Below are 18,642 nucleotides of genomic sequence, written 5' to 3' on the forward strand. Positions count from 1 at the left end.
CCTGGATGTCTCGGCGACGGCCGTCCTTGGCCGAGCCGCCTGCCGAGTCGCCCTCCACAATGAAGAGCTCGGTGAGCTCGGCATCGCGGACGGAGCAGTCGGCGAGCTTGCCGGGCAGGCTCGCGGTCTCGAGCAGGCTCTTGCGGCGCGTGGCCTCGCGGGCCTTGCGGGCGGCGGTGCGGGCCTTACTCGCCTGCTGGGCCTTGTTCACGATCGTGCGGGCCTGCTTGGGGTGCTCCTCGAGGTATTCGCTCAGGCCGTCGGCGACGACCTTGTTGGTGAGCGTGCGCATGTAGGAGCTGCCGAGCTTGGCCTTGGTCTGGCCCTCGAACTGCGGGTCGGGGAGCTTGACCGAGATGACCGCCGACAGGCCCTCGCGGACGTCGTCACCGGTGAGGTTGGCGTCCTTCTCCTTGAGGATGTTCTGCTTGCGCGCGTAGTCGTTGATCACGCGGGTGAGGGCCGTGCGGAAGCCCTCGAGGTGCATGCCACCCTCGGGGGTGTAGATGTCGTTGGCGAACGACATCACGTTCTCGCCGTAGCCGGTGTTCCACTGCAGCGAGACCTCGACCTCGCCCATCTTCTCGGTGGGCGTGTCGGGGTCGGTCTTGCCCTCGATGTAGATCGGGCGCTTGAGGCCGTCGGGGATGTCCTTGCCCTCGTTGAGGAACTTGACGAAGTCGATGATGCCGCCGGCATAGCAGAACTCGACGACGCGCGGGGTGAGCTCGCGCTCGTCGGTCAGGGTGATCTTGAGGTTCTTGTTGAGGAACGCCGTCTCCTGGAGGCGGTTGTTCAGGGTGTCGAAGTCGTAGACGCAGGTCTCGAAGATCTCGTCGTCGGGCCAGAAGGTGACGGTGGTGCCCGTCGTGGAGGACTTGCCCACGACCTTCATCTTCTCGGTGGTCTTGCCGCGGGCAAAGGCCATCTCGTAGATGTTGCCGTCGCGCTTGACCTGGACAACGACCTTCTTGGACAGGGCGTTCACGACCGAGATGCCCACGCCATGCAGGCCGCCGGACACCTTGTAGGCATTGTTGTCGAACTTGCCGCCGGCGTGCAGGATCGTCATGACGACCTCGAGCGTCGGGATCTTCTTCACCGGGTGCTTGTCGACCGGGATGCCTCGGCCGTTGTCGACGACGGTGATCGAGTTGTCGGCATGCACCGTCACCGAGATCTTGGTGCAGTAGCCAGCCATGGCCTCATCGACCGAGTTGTCCACGATCTCCCACACGAGGTGGTGCAGACCACTGGCGCTGGTCGAACCGATGTACATGCCCGGACGCTTGCGAACGGCCTCGAGACCCTCGAGAATCTTAATCTCGCCGCCGTCGTAGTCCGTCTTCTTGGGAGACTTTGCCACCCGACCGTCCTTTCCCTAGGATGAAACGTCAATTTTTCCTAGTTTAGGGCATCGGCTCGATTTGCTGAATCCCCAACACATATGACGCGGCAAAAACGCATCATTTGCGTCTGATACCGCCTCTCAGGGATTCTGCGGGGCGCTTTTGGCTTCCTGCGTGGGTGCAACCTTGGCGCGGCGCAGCGACATTTCCATCGCCTTAGACACGTCCTTGCGCATCGAGGCGGGAATCCTCTCGACGTCGGCGGCAATGCGGGTGCGCTCGTAGGGCGTGAGCGCCGGCAGCTCGGGGGCCTCGTCGGCGGGCCCCTCGGCCGCGGCCATGCGCCGCTGGGCAATCTGACCGGCCTTGCGCGAGAGCTTGAAGCGCACGTGCGCCACCTCGAGGCCCGCGTGGGCCAGGCGGTCGACGTAGAGCTCGGCGTTGGTGGAGAGGTCGACCATGAGGGCGTTGCCGTCGAGGTAGACCACGAGGTCAGGCAGGTTGCGGGGGCCGACGGGATCGCTCAGCCACACGGCCACGGTGTGCTTGGAGGCGCGCTTGCCGGCGATGTTTCGCCAGATGGTGAGCGCCTGCAGGGTCTTGTTGGCGCCCTTGGCGAGGCGCGCGTCGAGGTAGCCCGACACCAGGTCGGCGGCCGTCTCGGGCTTGTGCTGCTTGGCGGGGTCGAGCGGGTCGTACTCCATGCGCTCGCGCCAGCGCTTACGGCTCTGTCCCATAGGGCACCACCTTCACACTCGAGAGCAACTCGTCGTCAAAGTACGAGAGGTTCGTCGTGGTGATGATCGTCTGGATGCCGCCCTCGACGAAGCGCGTTACACACGAGCGGCGCGAGGCGTCGAGCTCGCTCATGACGTCGTCGAGCAGCAGCAGCGGCCGCTCTCCCAGCAGGTCCTCGCACAGGCGCACCTCGGCCATCTTCCAGGCCAGGGCTACCGAGCGCTGCTGGCCCTGGCTGCCAAAGGAGCGCGCGTCGCGGCCGTCGATCGCAAAGACCACGTCGTCGCGGTGGGGCCCGATGAGCGTCTGCGCGCGGCGCACGTCATCGGCACGGCGGTCGCGCATCTGGGAAAGCATGAGGTCGCGCAGGTCGTCTCGGCCCATGCCCGCATCGGCGCCCTCGACGCTTGGCACGTAAGTGCAGGCGAGCGACTCGCCCGAGGCCACCTCGGCATAAACCTCGCTCACGATGCCCGACAGACGGCGAAAGAGGTTGAGGCGGTGGTGGAGCAGCGTGGCCCCACCCAGCGCCACCGATTCGTCCCAGGCGTCGAGCAGAGCGTCGTCACAGCCATCCTTGAGCAGGCGGTTTCGCTGCTCGACCGAGCGCGTGTAGTTCGAGAGCACCTTGCGGTAGCCCACGTTGGCCTGCGCGCCAAAGGCGTCGAGCTCGCCGCGACGGCGCGAGGCCGACCCCTTCACGAGCGACAGGTCATCGGGGCAGAAGAGCACTGAAAGCAGCGTGCCCGCGAGGTCGGCGCCACGGCAGGGCTTGCCGTTGCGCAGGAACTTACGCGACTGGGGCGTCACCCGCATCTCGACATCGATGACGCGGCCATCGCCCTCGAGACGAGCCGCCACCGACGCCTCGACGGCGTCGGGGGCGATGAGCTCGGAGGGCGAGGGGCGCCTGAACGACTGGCCGCTCGTGACGTACTGCAGTGCCTCAACCGTGTTCGTCTTGCCCACGGCATTGGGCCCCACAAGCACGGTGACGCCGGCGCTGGGGCACAGCTCCAGCGCGGCGAGGTTGCGGTAGTTCCTGAACGATATGGACGAGACGGTGAGCGACACGGGCTACATCCGCACGGGCATGAGCAGGTAGAGATAGTTGATCTTGCCGTAGCTCTTGAAGACGCCGGGGCGCATGCTCTGCTGCAGCTCGAGCGTCACCTCGCTGTCCTGGGCAAGGGCACTCACGCAGTCGCCCACGTAGCGATAGTTCATGCAGATGGAGTTGGCCTCGCCCTCGACCTCGACGTTGACCTGCTCGCGGGCGTCGCCCTGGTCGGGCGAGGTGGACGAGAGGGTCACGAGCGCGGCGTCGGGGTCAACGTCAAAGCGCACCGAGGAGTTCGACGTGGCGATGGAGCTCACGCGCTTGAGGGCGCCCGAGAGGTTGGAGACCTTGACCTTCATCGAGGTGAGACGGCTCGACGGCAGCAGCTGCTTGTAGTTGGGGAAGGTACCCTCGATGCGGCGCGACACATAGGTGGTGTTGCCCGACACGAAGATGACCTGGTTGGTCGTGGCGCCCACGATGACGGTGGGACTGTCGCTCGGCAGGGAGAGCACGTCGTGGAAGGCGGTGCCCGGGATGATCATCTCGAAGGTGCCGTCGAGCGAGGAGGTCTCGACGTTGGTGTCACAGACCACCAGGCGGTAGGAGTCAGTGGCCACGAGACGCATGCAGTTCTCCTCGACGTTGAGCAGGATGCCCGAGAGCACCGGGCGGCTCGTGTCGCGCGAGGTCACCTTGTAGACCTTGTCGACCATCTCGGACAGCACGCCCACGGGCAGCTCGACCGAGCGCTCCATGGCGACCTCGGGGAAGTTGGGGAACTCGGCCGCGTTGAGGGTGTTGAGGTGAAAGGAGCTCTTGTCGCACGTGATGTTGATCGTGCCCTCTCCCCCATCGAAGGTCACGGCACTGTCCTGAAGGTTCTTGACGACGTTGGAGAGCATGCGCCCCGAGATGACGGTCTCACCTTCCTCCTCGACGTTGGCGGCGATCTTGTGCCTGATGGAGGTGTCGAGGTCCGAGGTCTGCATCTCAAGGGTGCCGCCGATGGCGCGCATGAGCACTCCGCCAAGAACGGGGATGGTGGAGTGGGAGGCGATTCCCTTCGAGACCACGGAGAGAGCCTTGGCGAGCGAAGACTGGCTGACGGTGAAGCGCATGTGTCTCTCCTTGTTCTATCTATCTATGTATATATAAGTAGATATAAAGCTAGTTGAAGTAGTAAAGCGTGTTTAAATGTGAATAACTCTGCAAAGTGCCAGCTCAGAGGCTTTTTCATGACCTGTTTTACTGTCGAGAAACCTGTCTCGTTTTGAACGTTGAAGACGTGCGGAAAACTCTTTGAACATCTGCGACGGGGTTTTCAACGCATTTCTTCGCGCTTGTAAACAGGGCATGTTGAAGGCTATGCGCCGGCCATCAGGTCCTCCTTCATCCGGGCAATCTTGTCGTGGACGACGCGGTCCTCGCTCCTGCGGTCCTCAACCCACTTGATGCTGTGCTTCACGGTTGCGTGGGTGCGGCCGCCAAAGCGCTCGCCAATCTGGGCGAGGGTGGAGTCCGTGAGCTCGCGGGCGAGCCACACGGCGACGTGCCTGGGCTCCATGAGCCCCTTGTTGCGCTTGTTGCTGATGAGGTCGGCGTGCGAGATGGAGTAGCGCTGCTCGATGAACTTCTGAATCTGCTCGATCGTGAAGGTGCGCGTGTCGGCGCCCCACTTCTTGACGGCGATCTGGGAGATATCCTCGCGGCCAAACTCCTCGCCACGCGCCTGCTTGCTGGTGGCCTCGAGCAGGCACAGCTGGCAGAACGACTTGATGGTGCGGATCGAAGCGCCGGCCCTCTGGGCCATGAACTCGAGCGCGTCGTCGGAGAGCGCGCCATCGTAGTCGTGCTGGCCGTTCTCGATGGCGTCCGCTTTCATGCGCTCGTAGAACGCCTTGATGAGACCAAGCTTGAGCTCGTAGTTGGGCACCTGGATCGAGAGGGTCACGCCCGAGTCGAGACGGGTTGTCACGCGTTCCTCGAGGCCCAGCTCGGCCGGGCTCTCGTCTGCCGCGAGCACGATCTGCTTGCCGTGGCTCGTGAGGTAGTTGAAGGTGTCGAAGAAGAAGTTGATGGACTTCGCGGCGCCCTTGAAGCCCTGGATGTCGTCGATGATGAGCACGTCGATGTCGTGGTAGTTCTGCTCGAGCGCGCGTTTGACGTCCCTCGAGGTGTCGACCATGGCGTCGGTGTAGTCGCTCACGAACTCGCGGGCCGCGCGGTAGACGCAGATGCGGTCGGGGTCGTTCACGGCAAGGTAGTTCTGGATGGCCTTGAGCAGGTGGGTCTTTCCCATGCCTGGGCCACCGTAGATGAACAGCGGGTTGTAGCCGTGGCTGCCGTTTGCCACGGCCTTGGCGGCCTGGAAGGCCAGCTGGTTCTCCTCGCCCTCGACGAAGGTGTCAAAGGTGAGCTGGGAGTCAGAGGGTGCGATGTCCTGGATGAGGGGGTTCTTCTTGCGCCTCGCGGCCACGTCTTCCTCGGAGGGCTCCTCTTGGGCGGCTGCCTCCGGGCTCATCATGCGCTCGAACTCCTCGCGCGTGATGGAGGTTTGGATACGCGAGGTGGGCGCCGGCGTCGGGATGGGTGCCGGCGTGGTGGCAGGCTGCGGAGACAGCGCCGGCGCGGCAGCCTGCGCCGTCTGCTCCTGTGCCTGCGGCGCGGAGGCCGTGGACGTCACGGGGATGGCCGGCTGGGCCGCAGTTCCCGTGCGGTTGATGCCGACGCTCAGCTCCATGGGCTGGAACGCCGCGCGTTCGAGGGCTGCCTTGATCGTTGTGGCGTTCTTCTCGACGTTGCGGCGAACAAAGCCGCTGCCTGCGGAGATGACGAGCGTGTTGCCATCGATGTCGACGGCCTGGCAGCTTTTGAACATGGCGAGGGTCGACGGAGCCAGGCCGTCTGCCTCGAGCATGTTTACGACATCTTCCCACAAGATCTGGGCGTCCGACTCCATGTTTGCGTTCTCTGCCATGTTGCTGACATCCTGTCGTAGCCGTTTGGTGCTTTAACCACGTGTTTGATGAAAACTCATTATATGGGAGCGTGGGTTTTCATCCATCGTGATTGTTGAAAACTTGGCGAGCGGGGCAAGCGCGTGTCGAAAACCCGCTAGAGGAAGGCCCTTCCCGCGTCGGTGAGGTAGCGCTTTTGGCCCATCTTCGTCAGCAGGCCGCGCTCCTCCAGTGATTGCAGGCTGCGTGTCCAGGTCGAGAGCGAGCCGCCAAAGGCGTTGACGAGGTCCGTTGGACCCACCGACTCGTGCTGCGCCAGGAAGACGAGTACCTGCGAGTCGCGCTCGCTGAGCTCGAGCGGCACCTGCTGCTGGGGCTGCGGCGTCCAGGGCTGGGGTTGCATCCCGCCCAGGGGCTGCATCATCGGCTGCTGCCAGCCCTGCTGGGGCCATGCTTGCTGCATGGGATATCCCTGCTGGTAGTAGCTCTGGTTTGGCATTTGCTGGTAGGGCTGCCGTGGCCAGGTGCCCCGCTGGGCCGTCTGCGGGGGCATGCCATAGCCATAGGGGTTTTGAACATTCGGCTGCTGCATGGGCTGCGGGGCGTAGCCAGTCTGCTGCGCGGCCCACGGCTGCTGGGGCTGCATCTGTCCCATCTGCTGCATTGCTTGCACCTGCGCGGCCTGGTCCATTCCCTGCTGCATCTGCTCGGGAGTCACCATGGTCCCCTGCTCCTGTGTCTGCTGCATGGCCTGGGCCATCTGCGGCTGCATTGGCATGGGCTGCGCTGCTGCCTGGGGAGATGGCATCGAGATGGTCACGATGGTGCCTGCGTTGAGGTTGTCCTCGATTGTCAGCGTGCCGCCGTGGTCCTCCATGTACTGCTGCGCGTAGGGCAGCCCCGACCCCACGCCTCGGATGTACTGCTTCATCTCCTCGGTGGCAGACGTCGTGCCGTATTCGAGCGCGCGGTCCTTCTCCTGGATGCCGGGCCCCTGGTCCGAGAAGCGGATGGTGTTTCCGCCGTTGAGGATCGAGATGGTTGGCTCGATGAAGTAGGCGTGCACGAAGTTTTCGACAACCTCGCGGATCACGGTAAACGAGATGGAACCGCCCTGCTCCTTGGCGAGCCTGGTGACGGTCGTGGTGATCTCCTCGAGGTAGGTGCGCACGTCGTTGGGCTGCACCACCACGACGCGCGGGGCCGCCGAGGTGTCGTCAAAGACGGCGATGCGCGCGGGGTTTGTTACCACGGAACCGAGCCTGGGCTCGGTGGCGGCGCCCTGCTCGCCCACTACCTGGGGCTTCGTCTCTCCGTTGATGCCGGTTGGTCCCTCTCCAACGAAGGGGTAGAAGGCGTCTGCCATGGGTGCTTCTTTCGTCCGCGCGCTTGCTTTTCACTACATTTCACCGTTTTTAACAAGTTTCCGTCAAATGGTGAAAACTTGCGCAATGTTTCTTCCATTGGCGAAAAGTTATCAACAAACGATGAAAGCGTGTTGATAACCTGCTGGAATATCGTGTGCAAGTGAATGAAAAGATAGCCAAGAAGAACAGAAAATTTCACTTCTGAGCTGAGATTTTCCATCAGCGGTGAAAAGTTATCGCCATGTTTTTTTCTCTTGATGAAAGATGTTGGAAAGTTGGGCAAGTTGTGGCATCTTTTCACCAGCGGCCGGCGCAACCTGTTGTGGTTGTTGACATCTTGGCGCCCCTCGCTTGTGGTCGAAGGCCTCTGAGGGATGTTCTCACGGGCCGCTCATGCAAGTTGACCTCGTGAAAAAGTCAATAATCAACTTGACCTCGGTTATCTCAGACCCCTACAATCTTGGGGCTTGACTGCTTACGCAGTGATCTGTGTCACTCAGGAGGATTTGCTATGAAGCGTACGTACCAGCCCAATAAGAGGAAGCGCGCCAAGTGCCACGGCTTCCGTGCTCGCATGGCCACCAAGAACGGCCGCGCCGTTCTCGCCCGTCGTCGCGCCAAGGGCCGCAAGAAGCTCACCGTCTAGGAATGCCCATGGAGACCATCAAGTCCAAACAGGATTTTGAGAAGGTCTTTCGGGGTGGAAAGCGGCTCAACCACCGGCTCGTGAGGCTCACCGTCATGGAGAGCGAGCAGGAGGGTCGGAGCCGCGTCGCCTTTGTTTGTGCCAAGAGGCTCGGTAACGCCGTGTGTCGCAACCGGTGCAAGCGTGTGCTTCGAGCCGCGGCTCAGCAGGTAGGCTTTCCGCTCGACGGGTACGAGGTAATTCTCTTCTCGACTCCGGCAACGCGAGCTGCCTCTTCAACCGAGGTGGCAGCCGCCTTGGCGAAGCTTGTGGAGCGAATTTAGGTATGAGCAAAACGGGGGAAGGCAGGCCGAGTGTTCTCGCACGACCCCTCATCTTCTTGGTGAGGGTGTATCGGCGGTTCATCTCGCCTGTTCTCCCCCCTTGCTGCATTTACACACCAACCTGTTCTGAGTACGCCATAGAGGCACTTTCTCGATATGGCGCACTCAGAGGTGGTTGGCTTGCTCTGACGAGGGTCGTCAGATGCAATCCACGCCATAAGGGAGGCTATGATCCCGTCCCCTAGGGGCGGGCAACCGGAGGTACTGTCCATGTGGGATGGGATTATCTACATCATTGCCCAGATCCTCACGTTTCTCGCTAACGTCGTAGGAGACTGGGGCCTGGCCGTCATCGTCCTGACCGCCATCATTCGTATTCTGCTGACGCCGCTCACCGTGAGCTCGACGCGTTCGACCGCCAAGATGCAGGTGCTCCAGCCCAAGCTCATGGAGCTTCAGGAGCGCTACGCCGACGATCCCCAGCGTCTCAACGAGGAGATGCAGAAGTTCTACAGCGAGAACAAGTTCAACCCGCTGGGAGGCTGCCTGCCCACCCTCATCCAGATGCCCGTCTTCTTTGCACTGTTCTCGGTCCTGCGCTATCAGATTCCCGAGGGCGCCCACTTCTATGGCATTTTCGAGTCGCTCGCCGTCACCACCAACGACGCGGTGACGCAGCTCGGCTTCCTGGGCGCTTGGGTCTACGTGCTGTTCGTGCTTGCCTTTGGCGTGCTCACGCTCGTCCCGATGCTGCTTAACACCCAGCCCGACTCCCCGCAGGCCAGCCAGACCAAGATCATGGGTGTGGTCATGGCCCTCATGATGATCTGGTTCGGCTGGAACGTGCCCGTGGGTGTCGTTCTGTACTACGTCACGTCCTCTGCCTGGGGTGTCGTGCAGCAGGTTTTCATCACCCGCAAGGTCATGGAGAAGGCCAAGGCCGACGAGGCTGAGCGCATGGCCAACCAGCCCATCACGGTTGACGTCGTGCGCAAGCAGCACAAGCCGCGTCCCCACAAGAAGGGCTAGCGGATCCGCTGACACTACGTAATTCCATGTCGCGCGCCCTCTCAACAGAAGGTGCGCGACATTGTCTATCTGGAGGTTGCCATGAGTGAGGAAATGCAGGAGAAGGGCGCTGAGTTCGAGGCCATCAAGGCCGCCTTTGAGGAGAAGGGCGAGCTTGAGGACGAGCAGCTCGACGTCGTGGCCGACGTTGCCATAGATATTCTGCGCTCCCTGCTCGCCTGCTTTGGCGAGAACACCTGTTCGATTGATGAGTATGATGGCGACGAGGGCGAGCTCATCCTCGACGTGAGCGGCGGCGACCTTGCCATCCTCATTGGTCGTCACGGTGTCACCCTCGATGCCCTGCAGGTTGTCTTTACCTCGCTTCTCAACAAGCGCATCGGCTTCCACTATCCCATCGTCGTCGACATCGAGGGCTATAAGAGCCGTCGCAGGGACAAGGTCCAGGGCATGGCTCGCTCCAGCGCCCAGAAGGCCGTGAAGTCTGGCCGCGCTATGCGCCTTGCCCCTATGAATGCCTATGAGCGCCGTCTGGTTCACCTTGCCCTGAGGGACTCCGTTGAGGTGACGACTCACTCTGAGGGCACCGATCCCGAGCGCTATGTTGTCATTACTCCGGTTAAGGGCAAATAATCTGCGCGCGGCGCCGTTTGCGTAGTTCTACGCCGGGCTTAGAACTCGGTGTTTTACTGGGAGGCCTTCGGGCCTCCTTTTTTATGTGCCAGCTGATGCGGCTCGCGGTGGCTCTTTTGTGTCAGAGATATACCGCGTCTGTTTCATGTGAATCGATAGCCGTTTGGGCACATCTTTGTTGTTGCGTGTGCGGTGTAGTTTGTTCAAGCTGCTGCGCGTCTTGAGATTTGATAGATGGGATGAGTCTTTGGTTGGGGCTGCCCTCGATACTTGGTTGCCGTATCTGGTATCTAATCAGCTCCGCTTGATAGCTATGAGGTTATTCTGGCCCCCTGCCTTCCAGTGAGCTACACACCTTACACGAGTCTTCCTATAGCTCTCTCAATGTCTCAAATGGCTATGACTGCTTTGGCGGCTTGATGATTTCTTTATGTTTCTGGCTTTGTGCCATGCCGGAAGTGAACGCTAGATTTGGCTCGATATGTATCTGGTCTCTAGTGGGCTTTAGGACCTACTTAATCTGGCCATTTCCAAGCTTTGTAATTCTCCGAGCATTTCCAGCTTGGTGACCCTACTTCAAGTAGACTAGAAGCATTCGCAGCTCAATCACACTCAGACAGAAGTTCCTGACAAGAGTTCCCGTCTCGGGAAGTTTTGTCAAAGTGATTGGGTAGCTTCATGACTTTAAGTCAAAGAGAGTTCAAAGAACTAAATTCGAGCCTCTCAGAGGCTCTCTGTGACACGAAAACAACTTTCGTGACTAATTCCACCTATACTGTTAAAGATGCTCTTAGAACGCTTCAGGAGCTGTCTGACAGCTATTCACTCAATTTGACCAATTCTCAGATTGAGATGGTTGTTGCAGATCTCTATCTCATGTATAAGAAGAATGAGGTCGTTAACCTTACAAGCATTCGAACGATGCCTGATGGTCTTGTCCTTCATGCTTTTGATTCACTTCTGTTTGCAAAGGTTATCTCTGAGGCCATCGGTCTTAACCAACGAGCTCGTTTCCTTGATATGGGTACCGGTGGTGGCTTTCCTGGTATTCCTCTTGCTTGCGTCAGTGAGTTTGACATTGACTTACTTGACTCTGTTGGCAAGAAGGTCAACGCATGCAATGAGTTTGTTGACGAGCTTGGTATGTCTGACAGGGTTTCCGCTTATCATGGGCGTCTCGAAGAATTCGTTAAGACTTCTGGTCGCATCTATGATGGTGTTACTGCGCGTGCTCTAGCAAAGCTCGACATTCTGATTGAATATGCAGAGCCCTACGTTAAGAAGGGTGGCTATCTTTTCTTTGGAAAGGCGAATCCTGAGCATGAAGAGCTTGCTGATGCATCTAAGGTTGCACAGATCTGCGGTTTTGAGAATGTTTCACGTGAAACATTCGAACTTCCAAATGATTTGGGACATAGAGAGATCTTTGTATACAAGAAGGTTAAGAAGAGTAGAGTAAAGCTACCAAGAAAGAACGGCGAGGCTCGAAATCATCCACTGGCTAATCGATGAGTGTTTCACGTGAAACAGTGGAGCAAATCGACTGGTAGATTGGAAAATAATGGGTTATAAGGACGTAAAACGCAGCAATCCCACGAAGCCTACCAAGGTTCTGGCAATTATCAACCAAAAGGGTGGCGTTGGAAAGTCGACAACTGCAATTAACCTGTCTGCAGCTCTTGGAGAAGAGCGCAAGAAGTGCCTGGTTATCGATTTTGACCCTCAGGGAAACACAACAAGTGGCTATGGTATCGACAAGGATGAGCTCGATCACGACATTTATGATGCTCTTCTCGACGGTTATCCAATTAGTGATCTCATTGTCGACACTCCTGAACCTCGCGTGTTTGTTGTTCCTGCAACTATTCAACTTGCGGGTGCAGAAATTGAGCTTGTGAGCAAGATTGCACGCGAAAGCATTCTCAAGAATCTCATTGATGAGGTTAAGGATGAGTTCGATTACGTTTTTATCGACTGTCCTCCCTCACTTGGCCTTCTGACGATTAACGCACTATGTGCAGCAAGCGGCTTGCTAATTCCGATTCAGTGCGAGTACTACGCACTCGAAGGCGTAACGAAGCTTCTTGAATCGATGAAGCTCGTTAAGTCGAGTCTGAATAGGGATCTTGACGTCTTTGGCGTGCTCATGACAATGTATGACAAGCGCACTACGCTTTCTAATGAGGTTGTTGAAGAAGTTAAGAAGTACTTTGGAAACAAGATGTTCAAGACTCTGATTCCTCGAAGCATCAAGATTTCTGAGGCTCCAAGCCATGGTCTGCCGATTGCAATGTACTCTGCAACGAATAAGGGTGCCATTGCCTACCGTGGACTTGCTAGAGAGGTGATTCGTCGTGGCTAAGCGTGGTGGACTTGGAAGAGGCCTCGATGCCCTGATTAGCGAAGCTAATGCTGAGACGGGCAGCGAACCGGAGGCAACGCTTCCAATCGAAAAGATTGTTCGCAACCCTGGTCAGCCTCGCAAGAACTTTGACGAGGACGCCCTTGCAGAGCTTGCTGACTCGATAAAGCAGAATGGTGTGCTTCAGCCAATTCTTGTTCGCAAGAAGGGCAACAAGTACGAGATTGTTGCAGGCGAGCGTCGATACCAGGCAAGCAAGCTGGCGGGACTCAAGGAGATTCCTGCAGTTGTTCGTGAAATCAATGATGATGAGGTGTTTCAGCTTGCCCTCATTGAGAACCTGCAACGTGCAGACCTGTCTCCCATTGAAGAGGCAAAGGGCTACAAGCAGCTTCTTGAGTCTCAGGGATTGACCCAAGAGGGTCTTGCCAGGATTCTTTCGAAGTCTCGTTCTGCAATCGCAAACACGTTGAGACTCATGGATCTTCCCGCTGAGGTTCAAGACATGATGGAGCAGGGCCTGCTGACTGCTGGTCACGCTCGCGCCATCCTTGCCGTGCCAACCGAAGAAGGTCGAATCAAGCTTGCTCAGAAGGTTGTCACGGAGAGCTTGACGGTGAGGCAGACAGAACATCTTGCTCCGCTTTTTTCTGTCGAGCGCGCCGAGGTAAAGCCTCGCCAGGCAGCTCCTCAGTCTTTTAAACGCGCCGCCCGAGAGCTTAGGCGCATGCTTGATACCAATGTTAAGGTCAAGCAGGTTCGCGGCAAGAATAAGATTGAGATTGAGTTCAAGGATGAGGACCAGCTAGCGAGAATCCTGGCTCAGATTCAGCCGGGTGCTGAGGTTGAGGAAGAGGACGAGACGTGGGAGTAGCAACCCGAGCTCTGAGAAGCCTCGCTGTTGCCTCGGCAGGCTGCTCGCTTGTCTGGAACGTTCTGCTTGATGAGCGCGCGCGTGATAGTGTGCGTCAAGCAGGACGCGTTACGTCTGACCTCGCCCTGTATCTCTTGAGGGACTATATGGAGCCAACCTCGCAATACTCGAGTGAGCAGGCTGCAAGAGAAAATAGGGAATGGGTAGGCCAGCAGTGGAAGAACATAGGCTTCTAGCTGTGGAAACATATAATAGAAGAGGGGAGTAGCGAACATGGGTTCGCTACTCCCCTCTTTACGTATGTATGAGGATCGTGCTTACTCGACGCGATGCTTCTGAGACAGCTGGCCGCAGGCGGCATCGATGTCGTTGCCGCGCGAGTTACGGATCGTGGCCTCGACACCAACCTGAGCAAGGCGACGCACAAACTGCTCGGCACGCTCGGCGGTGGAGGGCTTGAGCTTGGAGCCCTCGAGGTCGTTGAGCTGGATGAGGTTCACATGGGCAAGCGTGCCACGCGTGAAGTCGCACAGGGCGTCAAGCTCGAGGTTGTTGTCGTTGACTCCCCCGATGAGGGCGTACTCGTAGGTCGGCCGGCGGCCGGTGGCCTCGACGTACTCGGCCATGGCGTCATGCAGCCTTGCGAGGGTGTACTTCTTGACGCCCGGCATGATGGTGTTGCGCGTCGACTGGACGGCGGAATGCAGCGAGACGGCCAGCGTGAACTGCTCGGGCTCCTTGGCAAAGCGGCGAATCATGGGAATGATGCCGCAGGTAGATACCGTGAGGTGGCGTGCGCCAATGCCGGCGCCCTCGGGAGAGTTAAGCATGCGCAGGGCCTTAAGCACCTCGTCGTAGTTGTTGAACGGCTCGCCCTGGCCCATCATGACAACGGAGGAGGCGCGAGTCTGGAAGTCCTCGCTCACGTGCATGACCTGGTCGTAGATCTCGGTTGCCTTGAGGGAGCGGGAGAAGCCGCCCTGGCCCGTGGCGCAGAAGACGCAGCCCATGCGGCAGCCCGCCTGCGTGGAGACGCAGACGGCGAGGCGGTTGCGGTTGGGCATGCCAACGCACTCGGCTTGGGTGCCGTCATCATAGCCGAGCAGGTACTTGCGGCTGCCGTCGTTGGAGATCTGGCGGGCAACCTCGACCGTTCCGCCAAGGGTGCAGCGCTCGGCAAGGTCTGCGCGCAGCTTGGCAGGGACGTTGGTCATGTCCTGGAAGTCGGTGACGTGGTGCTTCCACACCCAATCCTCGACCTGCTTCGCGCGGAACTTGGGGTAGCCAAGCCCCTCGAGGAGCTCGACGAGCTGCTCGTGGGAAACGTTGCGAAGGTCGACCTTGGACTTGCTGGAGTCGATATCATAAAGGGGCATGTCGCGGCCTTTCTGGCGTGACGTTAGTGAGGCAATGCACGAAATTGTGCAGCAACGAGTGTATCGCAGCATCTTCCTCGAGTTTTAGAGGCGGTGTGTCGATGCGGAATGGAGCACCACATGGAGGGTATCGAAAGCAAGAAGGTCGCAGTTCTGTGTGGTGGCTGGTCTGACGAGCGCGAGGTGTCCATCTCCAGCGGCACGGCGAGTGCCCAGGCCCTGCGCGAGGCGGGCTTTGTGCAGGTCGATCTGCTCGACATCGCCGACAAGGACTTCGTGCACAACATCGCCGACGGAGGCTACGACGTTGCCTTCGTGGCTCTGCACGGCCGCTATGGCGAGGACGGCTGCGTGCAGGGCTTCCTCGAGCTTCTTGGAATACCGTACACGTGTTCTGGTGTGCTTGCGAGCGCCCTTGCCACCGACAAGGCCATGGCCAAGGACATCTACCGCGAGCACGGTATTCCCACCCCAAAGGAGGTCTGCCTGCTCAGGGGCGACGAGTACGACGTCGTTGACCTGGTGGGGCGCGTTGGCCTGCCGTGCTTTGTGAAGCCAGTGTCGAGCGGCTCGTCCTATGGCATCACGCACGTGAAGGAGGCCTCAGAGCTCGCCGATGCCATCGAGGAGGCTTTCAAGTTCGACACGAGGATTCTCGTCGAGGCCGCCGTGGTGGGCACCGAGATCACGGTGCCGGTGCTGGGCAACGAACGCACGCAGGCGCTCGAGGCCATCGAGGTGCGCTATGAGACCGAGTTCTACGACCTGAGCGTCAAGTACGACGACCCGTCGAAGCACCACGTGATCCCCCCCGAGCTGCCCGAGGACGTCGTCGAGCGCGCCAAGGAGCTTGCCTGCAGGGCCCACCAGGCGCTGGGCTGCTCGGGTGCCTCGCGTAGCGACTTCATGGTCGATGCGGACGGCATTCCCTACATCATCGAGACGAACGTGATTCCGGGCATGACGCCACAGTCGCTGCTGCCGGACGCCGCCCGTCGCATGGGTCTGGGATTTCCGGAGCTTTGCCGCAAGCTCATTGAGCTCGCACTCGAGCGCGGTGCCCGCACGACCCAGAACTAGCTTTGGCCAGGCGTGGGCTTGCCGCGGACTCAGCTCCGCAACACGGGTCCGCCCCTCGCCATGTCGATAGAGAGTGAGAAGCATTTGTCAGATTCCATCGAGAAGGCCACGCAGCCACGCGACCTGCTAGGCGAGATCTTGCTGCCCGACACGCCCAAGGAGGTCGAGGCTGGCTACCGCACGCTGGCCGAGCGCGCTCGCACGCAGGACTTTGGCCTGATAGAGGACGATGTCGTGGTGCTCGACACCGAGACGACGGGTCTGTCGTTCTCCGAGTGCCAACTGACCGAGATTGCCGCCGCCCGCCTGCGCGGCCGCGAGATCGTCGACACGTTCCGCACGTTCGTGAACCCGGGGCAGCCAATTCCAAAGAACATCCAGGCGCTCACGCACATCACCGACCTCGACGTGGCGGACGCGCCCGCGCCCCGCGAGGCCGTGGCCCAGCTTGCCGAGTTCGTGGGCGGTGCCCCGGTGCTTGCCCACAACGCGACCTTTGACCGCACCTTTATCGAGCGCGTTCCCGGTGGGCATGAGGTCAGCGACCTGTGGGTCGACACCCTGGCCCTCTCGCGCATCGCGCTGCCGCGCCTTGCGACCCACAAGCTGCAGGACATGGCCGAGGCCTTTGGCTGCGCCAGCGTCTCGCACCGCGCCCTCGATGACGTCGAGGCGTTGGCGGGCATGTGGCGCATCATCCTGTGTGCCCTCACCGACTTGCCGCGCGGCCTTCTCGCCACGCTCTCCAACATGCATCCCGAGGTGGAGTGGGCCTATCGCCCCATCTTGTCGTTCCTGGCGCTCGAGGACCCCGATGCGGAGTTCTCGCTGGTTGCCGCCCGTCACAAGCTCGTGGCCTCCGCTCCCGCCCAGGCCCGCGCCGATGTCGATAACCTCGAGGTCATGCCCCATGCCCCGAGTGCCGAGAAGATCGCCCGCGCCTTTGGGCCCTCGGGCGTGGTGAGCAAGATGTATGAGAGCTTTGAGCCGCGCCCGAGCCAGGCCGACATGGCCCAGGAGGTGCGCGAGGCGCTCGAGACCCAGACGTTTCGCGCGATCGAGGCGGGGACGGGCGTGGGCAAGTCGATGGCCTACCTGCTGCCGCTTGCGATCTATGCCAAGCTCAACAACGTCACCTGCGGCGTTGCCACCAAGACCAACGCACTCACCGACCAACTCGTGACTCACGAGCTGCCCGCGCTCGCCGCCGCCCTTCCCGATGGCCTCACCTACACCTGCCTCAAGGGATACGACCACTATCCCTGTCTCAACCGCCTGAACCGCGCCGTTACGGTAGACCTTCCCATCGAGGAGGCCATGACCAACGGCCGCTCGCGCAACGTCGTTGCCGTCGACATGCTGACGGCCATCGCCGTAACCTATGCCTACGTGTGCCAGTCCGTCGAGGGCGACATCGATGCCCTGGGCATTCGATGGGGGAGCGTGCCGCGCCGCCTGCTAACCACGACCTACAAGGACTGCAAGCGCCGCGACTGCCCGTTCTTCCCCAACCTCTGCCTGCTCCACGGCGCGCGCCGCCGCGCTGCCGCGGCAGACGTCGTGATGACGAACCACTCACTGCTGCTCAAGAACGTCGAGGCAGACGGCATGGTGCTTCCGCCCATCCGCAACTGGGTCATCGACGAGGCTCACTCGTTCGAGGTCGAGGCGCGTCGCCAGTGGGCGCGCGAGGTCTCCGCCGAGCGCGTGCGCCTGCTGTTTGAGCAGCTCGGCGGCTCAAAGACGGGTGCCATTGGCACGGCGCTCTCGTTTGCCTCGTCCCACGAGGCGGCAACGCCCGCGATGGGGCTGCTGTCAAAGGCTGCGAGCTCGGCGAGCTCGGCCATGGTGTCCTCGGCAGACTTCTTCGACGAGGTGCGAAAGCTCTCGAACCTGGCCTCGCGTGGCGGCTACGACATGGCGACGCTATGGCTGGGCCAGGACGTCCGCGCAAGCGACGAGTGGGCCAACGTGGTGCAGGCCGCGGGCGAGTTCGTGCGCAGGCTCGATGGCGTGCGCCACGACCTCGAGGGCGCGGGCAAGATCGTATCGGGGCTTACCTCGAGCGAGGACAACCCGGCCAACCCCGTGGCCGCCCAAATCGACGACGCCGTACGCGAGCTGCGCGACTTCATTGCCTCCGCGGAGGTCATCACCGATGCCACCGACGACTCCTACGTCTTCTATGCTGAGCTGCCCATGACGCAGCGCCGCGTGGGTAGCGAGCGTCTGGTGGCCGAGAAGCTCGACATTGGCGCCGAGCTTGCCAACCGCTGGTACCCCGAGATGCGCAGCGTCACGTTCAGCTCGGCCACGATGAGCGTCGACGGCAACTTTGCCCACTTCAACGACGCCACGGGCCTTTCGCGCCTTGACGCGTCGCAGCACCGCGAGGTTTCGCTGCCCTCGTGCTACGACTTCGACCGCAACATGAGCGTCGTGGCCGTGAGGGACCTGCCCGACCCGCGCGAGCGCGGCTACCTCGACGCCCTCGTCGACCTGCTGTTTGACGTGCACGTATCGATGGGCGGCTCGGTGCTCACGCTGTTCACCAACCGCCGCGAGATGGAGATGGCATATTCCAAGCTCGAGCCAAGGCTTGCCGAGCGCGGCCTCTCGGTTGCCATGCAAGAGAGGGGCTCCTCCGTGCGCCGCCTGAGCAGGCGCTTCATCGAGGACCAAAGCCTGTCGCTCATGGCGCTCAAGTCGTTCTGGGAGGGCTTTGACGCGTCGGGCGATACGCTGCGCTGCGTGGTGATTCCCAAGCTGCCGTTTGCGAGCCCCAAGGACCCGCTCGTGCAGGAGCGTGGCGAGCGCGACCGCGCCGCGTGGCGTAGGTGGAGCT

The 18,642-nt window shown here is 60.5% G+C and carries 17 protein-coding genes; 10 read left to right on the forward strand and 7 right to left on the reverse strand.

The genetic code is table 11. The annotated features are described in order from the left end of the window. From AC1VTH_RS02275 to AC1VTH_RS02300, 6 genes are all read right to left on the reverse strand, one after another. Positions 1-1,279 (reverse strand): ATP-binding protein (locus tag AC1VTH_RS02275; RefSeq protein WP_481334502.1); only part of this gene is annotated, 1,279 nt, incomplete at its 3' end. 210 nt (positions 1,280-1,489) lie between these two features. Next, complete coding sequence (locus AC1VTH_RS02280; RefSeq protein WP_481334492.1) at positions 1,490-2,086, reverse strand: hypothetical protein; 597 nt, start codon at positions 2,084-2,086, stop codon at positions 1,490-1,492. Continuing rightward, positions 2,070-3,161, reverse strand: coding sequence for a DNA replication/repair protein RecF (gene recF, locus AC1VTH_RS02285; protein ID WP_481334493.1), 1,092 nt, complete (start codon positions 3,159-3,161; stop codon positions 2,070-2,072). Before recF ends, AC1VTH_RS02280 begins: the two co-directional genes overlap by 17 nt. Before the next feature lie 3 nt (positions 3,162-3,164). Beyond that, the gene (gene dnaN, locus AC1VTH_RS02290) at positions 3,165-4,268 is read right to left on the reverse strand and encodes a DNA polymerase III subunit beta (protein WP_481334494.1); all 1,104 of its coding nucleotides are present in this window, start codon (positions 4,266-4,268) and stop codon (positions 3,165-3,167) included. A 245-nt stretch (positions 4,269-4,513) separates the two neighbouring features. Continuing rightward, positions 4,514-6,127 carry a DnaA ATPase domain-containing protein gene (locus tag AC1VTH_RS02295; RefSeq protein ID WP_481334495.1) on the reverse strand — a complete coding sequence of 538 codons (1,614 nt, stop codon included), beginning with the start codon at positions 6,125-6,127 and terminating at the stop codon, positions 4,514-4,516. 137 nt (positions 6,128-6,264) lie between these two features. Then, complete coding sequence (locus AC1VTH_RS02300) at positions 6,265-7,473, reverse strand: ATP-binding protein (protein WP_481334496.1); 1,209 nt, start codon at positions 7,471-7,473, stop codon at positions 6,265-6,267. A gap of 512 nt (positions 7,474-7,985) precedes the next feature. On the opposite strand from AC1VTH_RS02300, the gene rpmH reads away from it, so the two are divergent. From rpmH to AC1VTH_RS02340, 8 genes are all read left to right on the forward strand, one after another. Then, positions 7,986-8,120, forward strand: a complete 135-nt coding sequence (rpmH, locus tag AC1VTH_RS02305) for a 50S ribosomal protein L34 (protein ID WP_293673051.1) — start codon at positions 7,986-7,988, stop codon at positions 8,118-8,120. Positions 8,121-8,128: 8 nt separating this feature from the next. After that, positions 8,129-8,443 (forward strand): ribonuclease P protein component, encoded by a 315-nt coding sequence (gene rnpA / locus AC1VTH_RS02310; RefSeq protein ID WP_293673052.1) that lies wholly within the window; start codon positions 8,129-8,131, stop codon positions 8,441-8,443. Positions 8,444-8,445: 2 nt separating this feature from the next. Further along, positions 8,446-8,688, forward strand: a complete 243-nt coding sequence (gene yidD / locus AC1VTH_RS02315) for a membrane protein insertion efficiency factor YidD (RefSeq protein WP_293824424.1) — start codon at positions 8,446-8,448, stop codon at positions 8,686-8,688. A gap of 25 nt (positions 8,689-8,713) precedes the next feature. Next, positions 8,714-9,472, forward strand: coding sequence for a YidC/Oxa1 family membrane protein insertase (locus tag AC1VTH_RS02320; RefSeq protein WP_293673054.1), 759 nt, complete (start codon positions 8,714-8,716; stop codon positions 9,470-9,472). Between the two features lie 81 nt (positions 9,473-9,553). Further along, positions 9,554-10,105 carry a Jag family protein gene (locus AC1VTH_RS02325; protein WP_301828711.1) on the forward strand — a complete coding sequence of 184 codons (552 nt, stop codon included), beginning with the start codon at positions 9,554-9,556 and terminating at the stop codon, positions 10,103-10,105. Positions 10,106-10,861: 756 nt separating this feature from the next. Then, positions 10,862-11,617, forward strand: coding sequence for a 16S rRNA (guanine(527)-N(7))-methyltransferase RsmG (rsmG, locus tag AC1VTH_RS02330; RefSeq protein WP_481334497.1), 756 nt, complete (start codon positions 10,862-10,864; stop codon positions 11,615-11,617). A 49-nt stretch (positions 11,618-11,666) separates the two neighbouring features. Continuing rightward, entirely contained in the window at positions 11,667-12,467 is an 801-nt protein-coding gene (locus AC1VTH_RS02335) for a ParA family protein (protein ID WP_293824431.1), read from the forward strand. Beyond that, complete coding sequence (locus AC1VTH_RS02340; protein ID WP_481334498.1) at positions 12,460-13,341, forward strand: ParB/RepB/Spo0J family partition protein; 882 nt, start codon at positions 12,460-12,462, stop codon at positions 13,339-13,341. The genes AC1VTH_RS02335 and AC1VTH_RS02340 overlap by 8 nt, the downstream gene beginning before the upstream one ends. 317 nt (positions 13,342-13,658) lie before the next feature. Here the strand turns inward: AC1VTH_RS02340 and rlmN are convergent, their stop codons facing one another. After that, positions 13,659-14,717, reverse strand: a complete 1,059-nt coding sequence (gene rlmN, locus AC1VTH_RS02345) for a dual-specificity RNA methyltransferase RlmN (protein ID WP_481334499.1) — start codon at positions 14,715-14,717, stop codon at positions 13,659-13,661. Positions 14,718-14,837: 120 nt separating this feature from the next. On the opposite strand from rlmN, the gene AC1VTH_RS02350 reads away from it, so the two are divergent. Both AC1VTH_RS02350 and AC1VTH_RS02355 read left to right on the forward strand, forming a co-directional pair. After that, the gene (locus tag AC1VTH_RS02350) at positions 14,838-15,797 is read left to right on the forward strand and encodes a D-alanine--D-alanine ligase family protein (protein ID WP_481334500.1); all 960 of its coding nucleotides are present in this window, start codon (positions 14,838-14,840) and stop codon (positions 15,795-15,797) included. An 84-nt stretch (positions 15,798-15,881) separates the two neighbouring features. Next, the coding region (locus AC1VTH_RS02355) for an exonuclease domain-containing protein (RefSeq protein ID WP_481334501.1) at positions 15,882-18,642 on the forward strand (2,761 nt) is incomplete at its 3' end.

The sequence above is a fragment of the Parolsenella sp. genome (assembly GCF_982402205.1).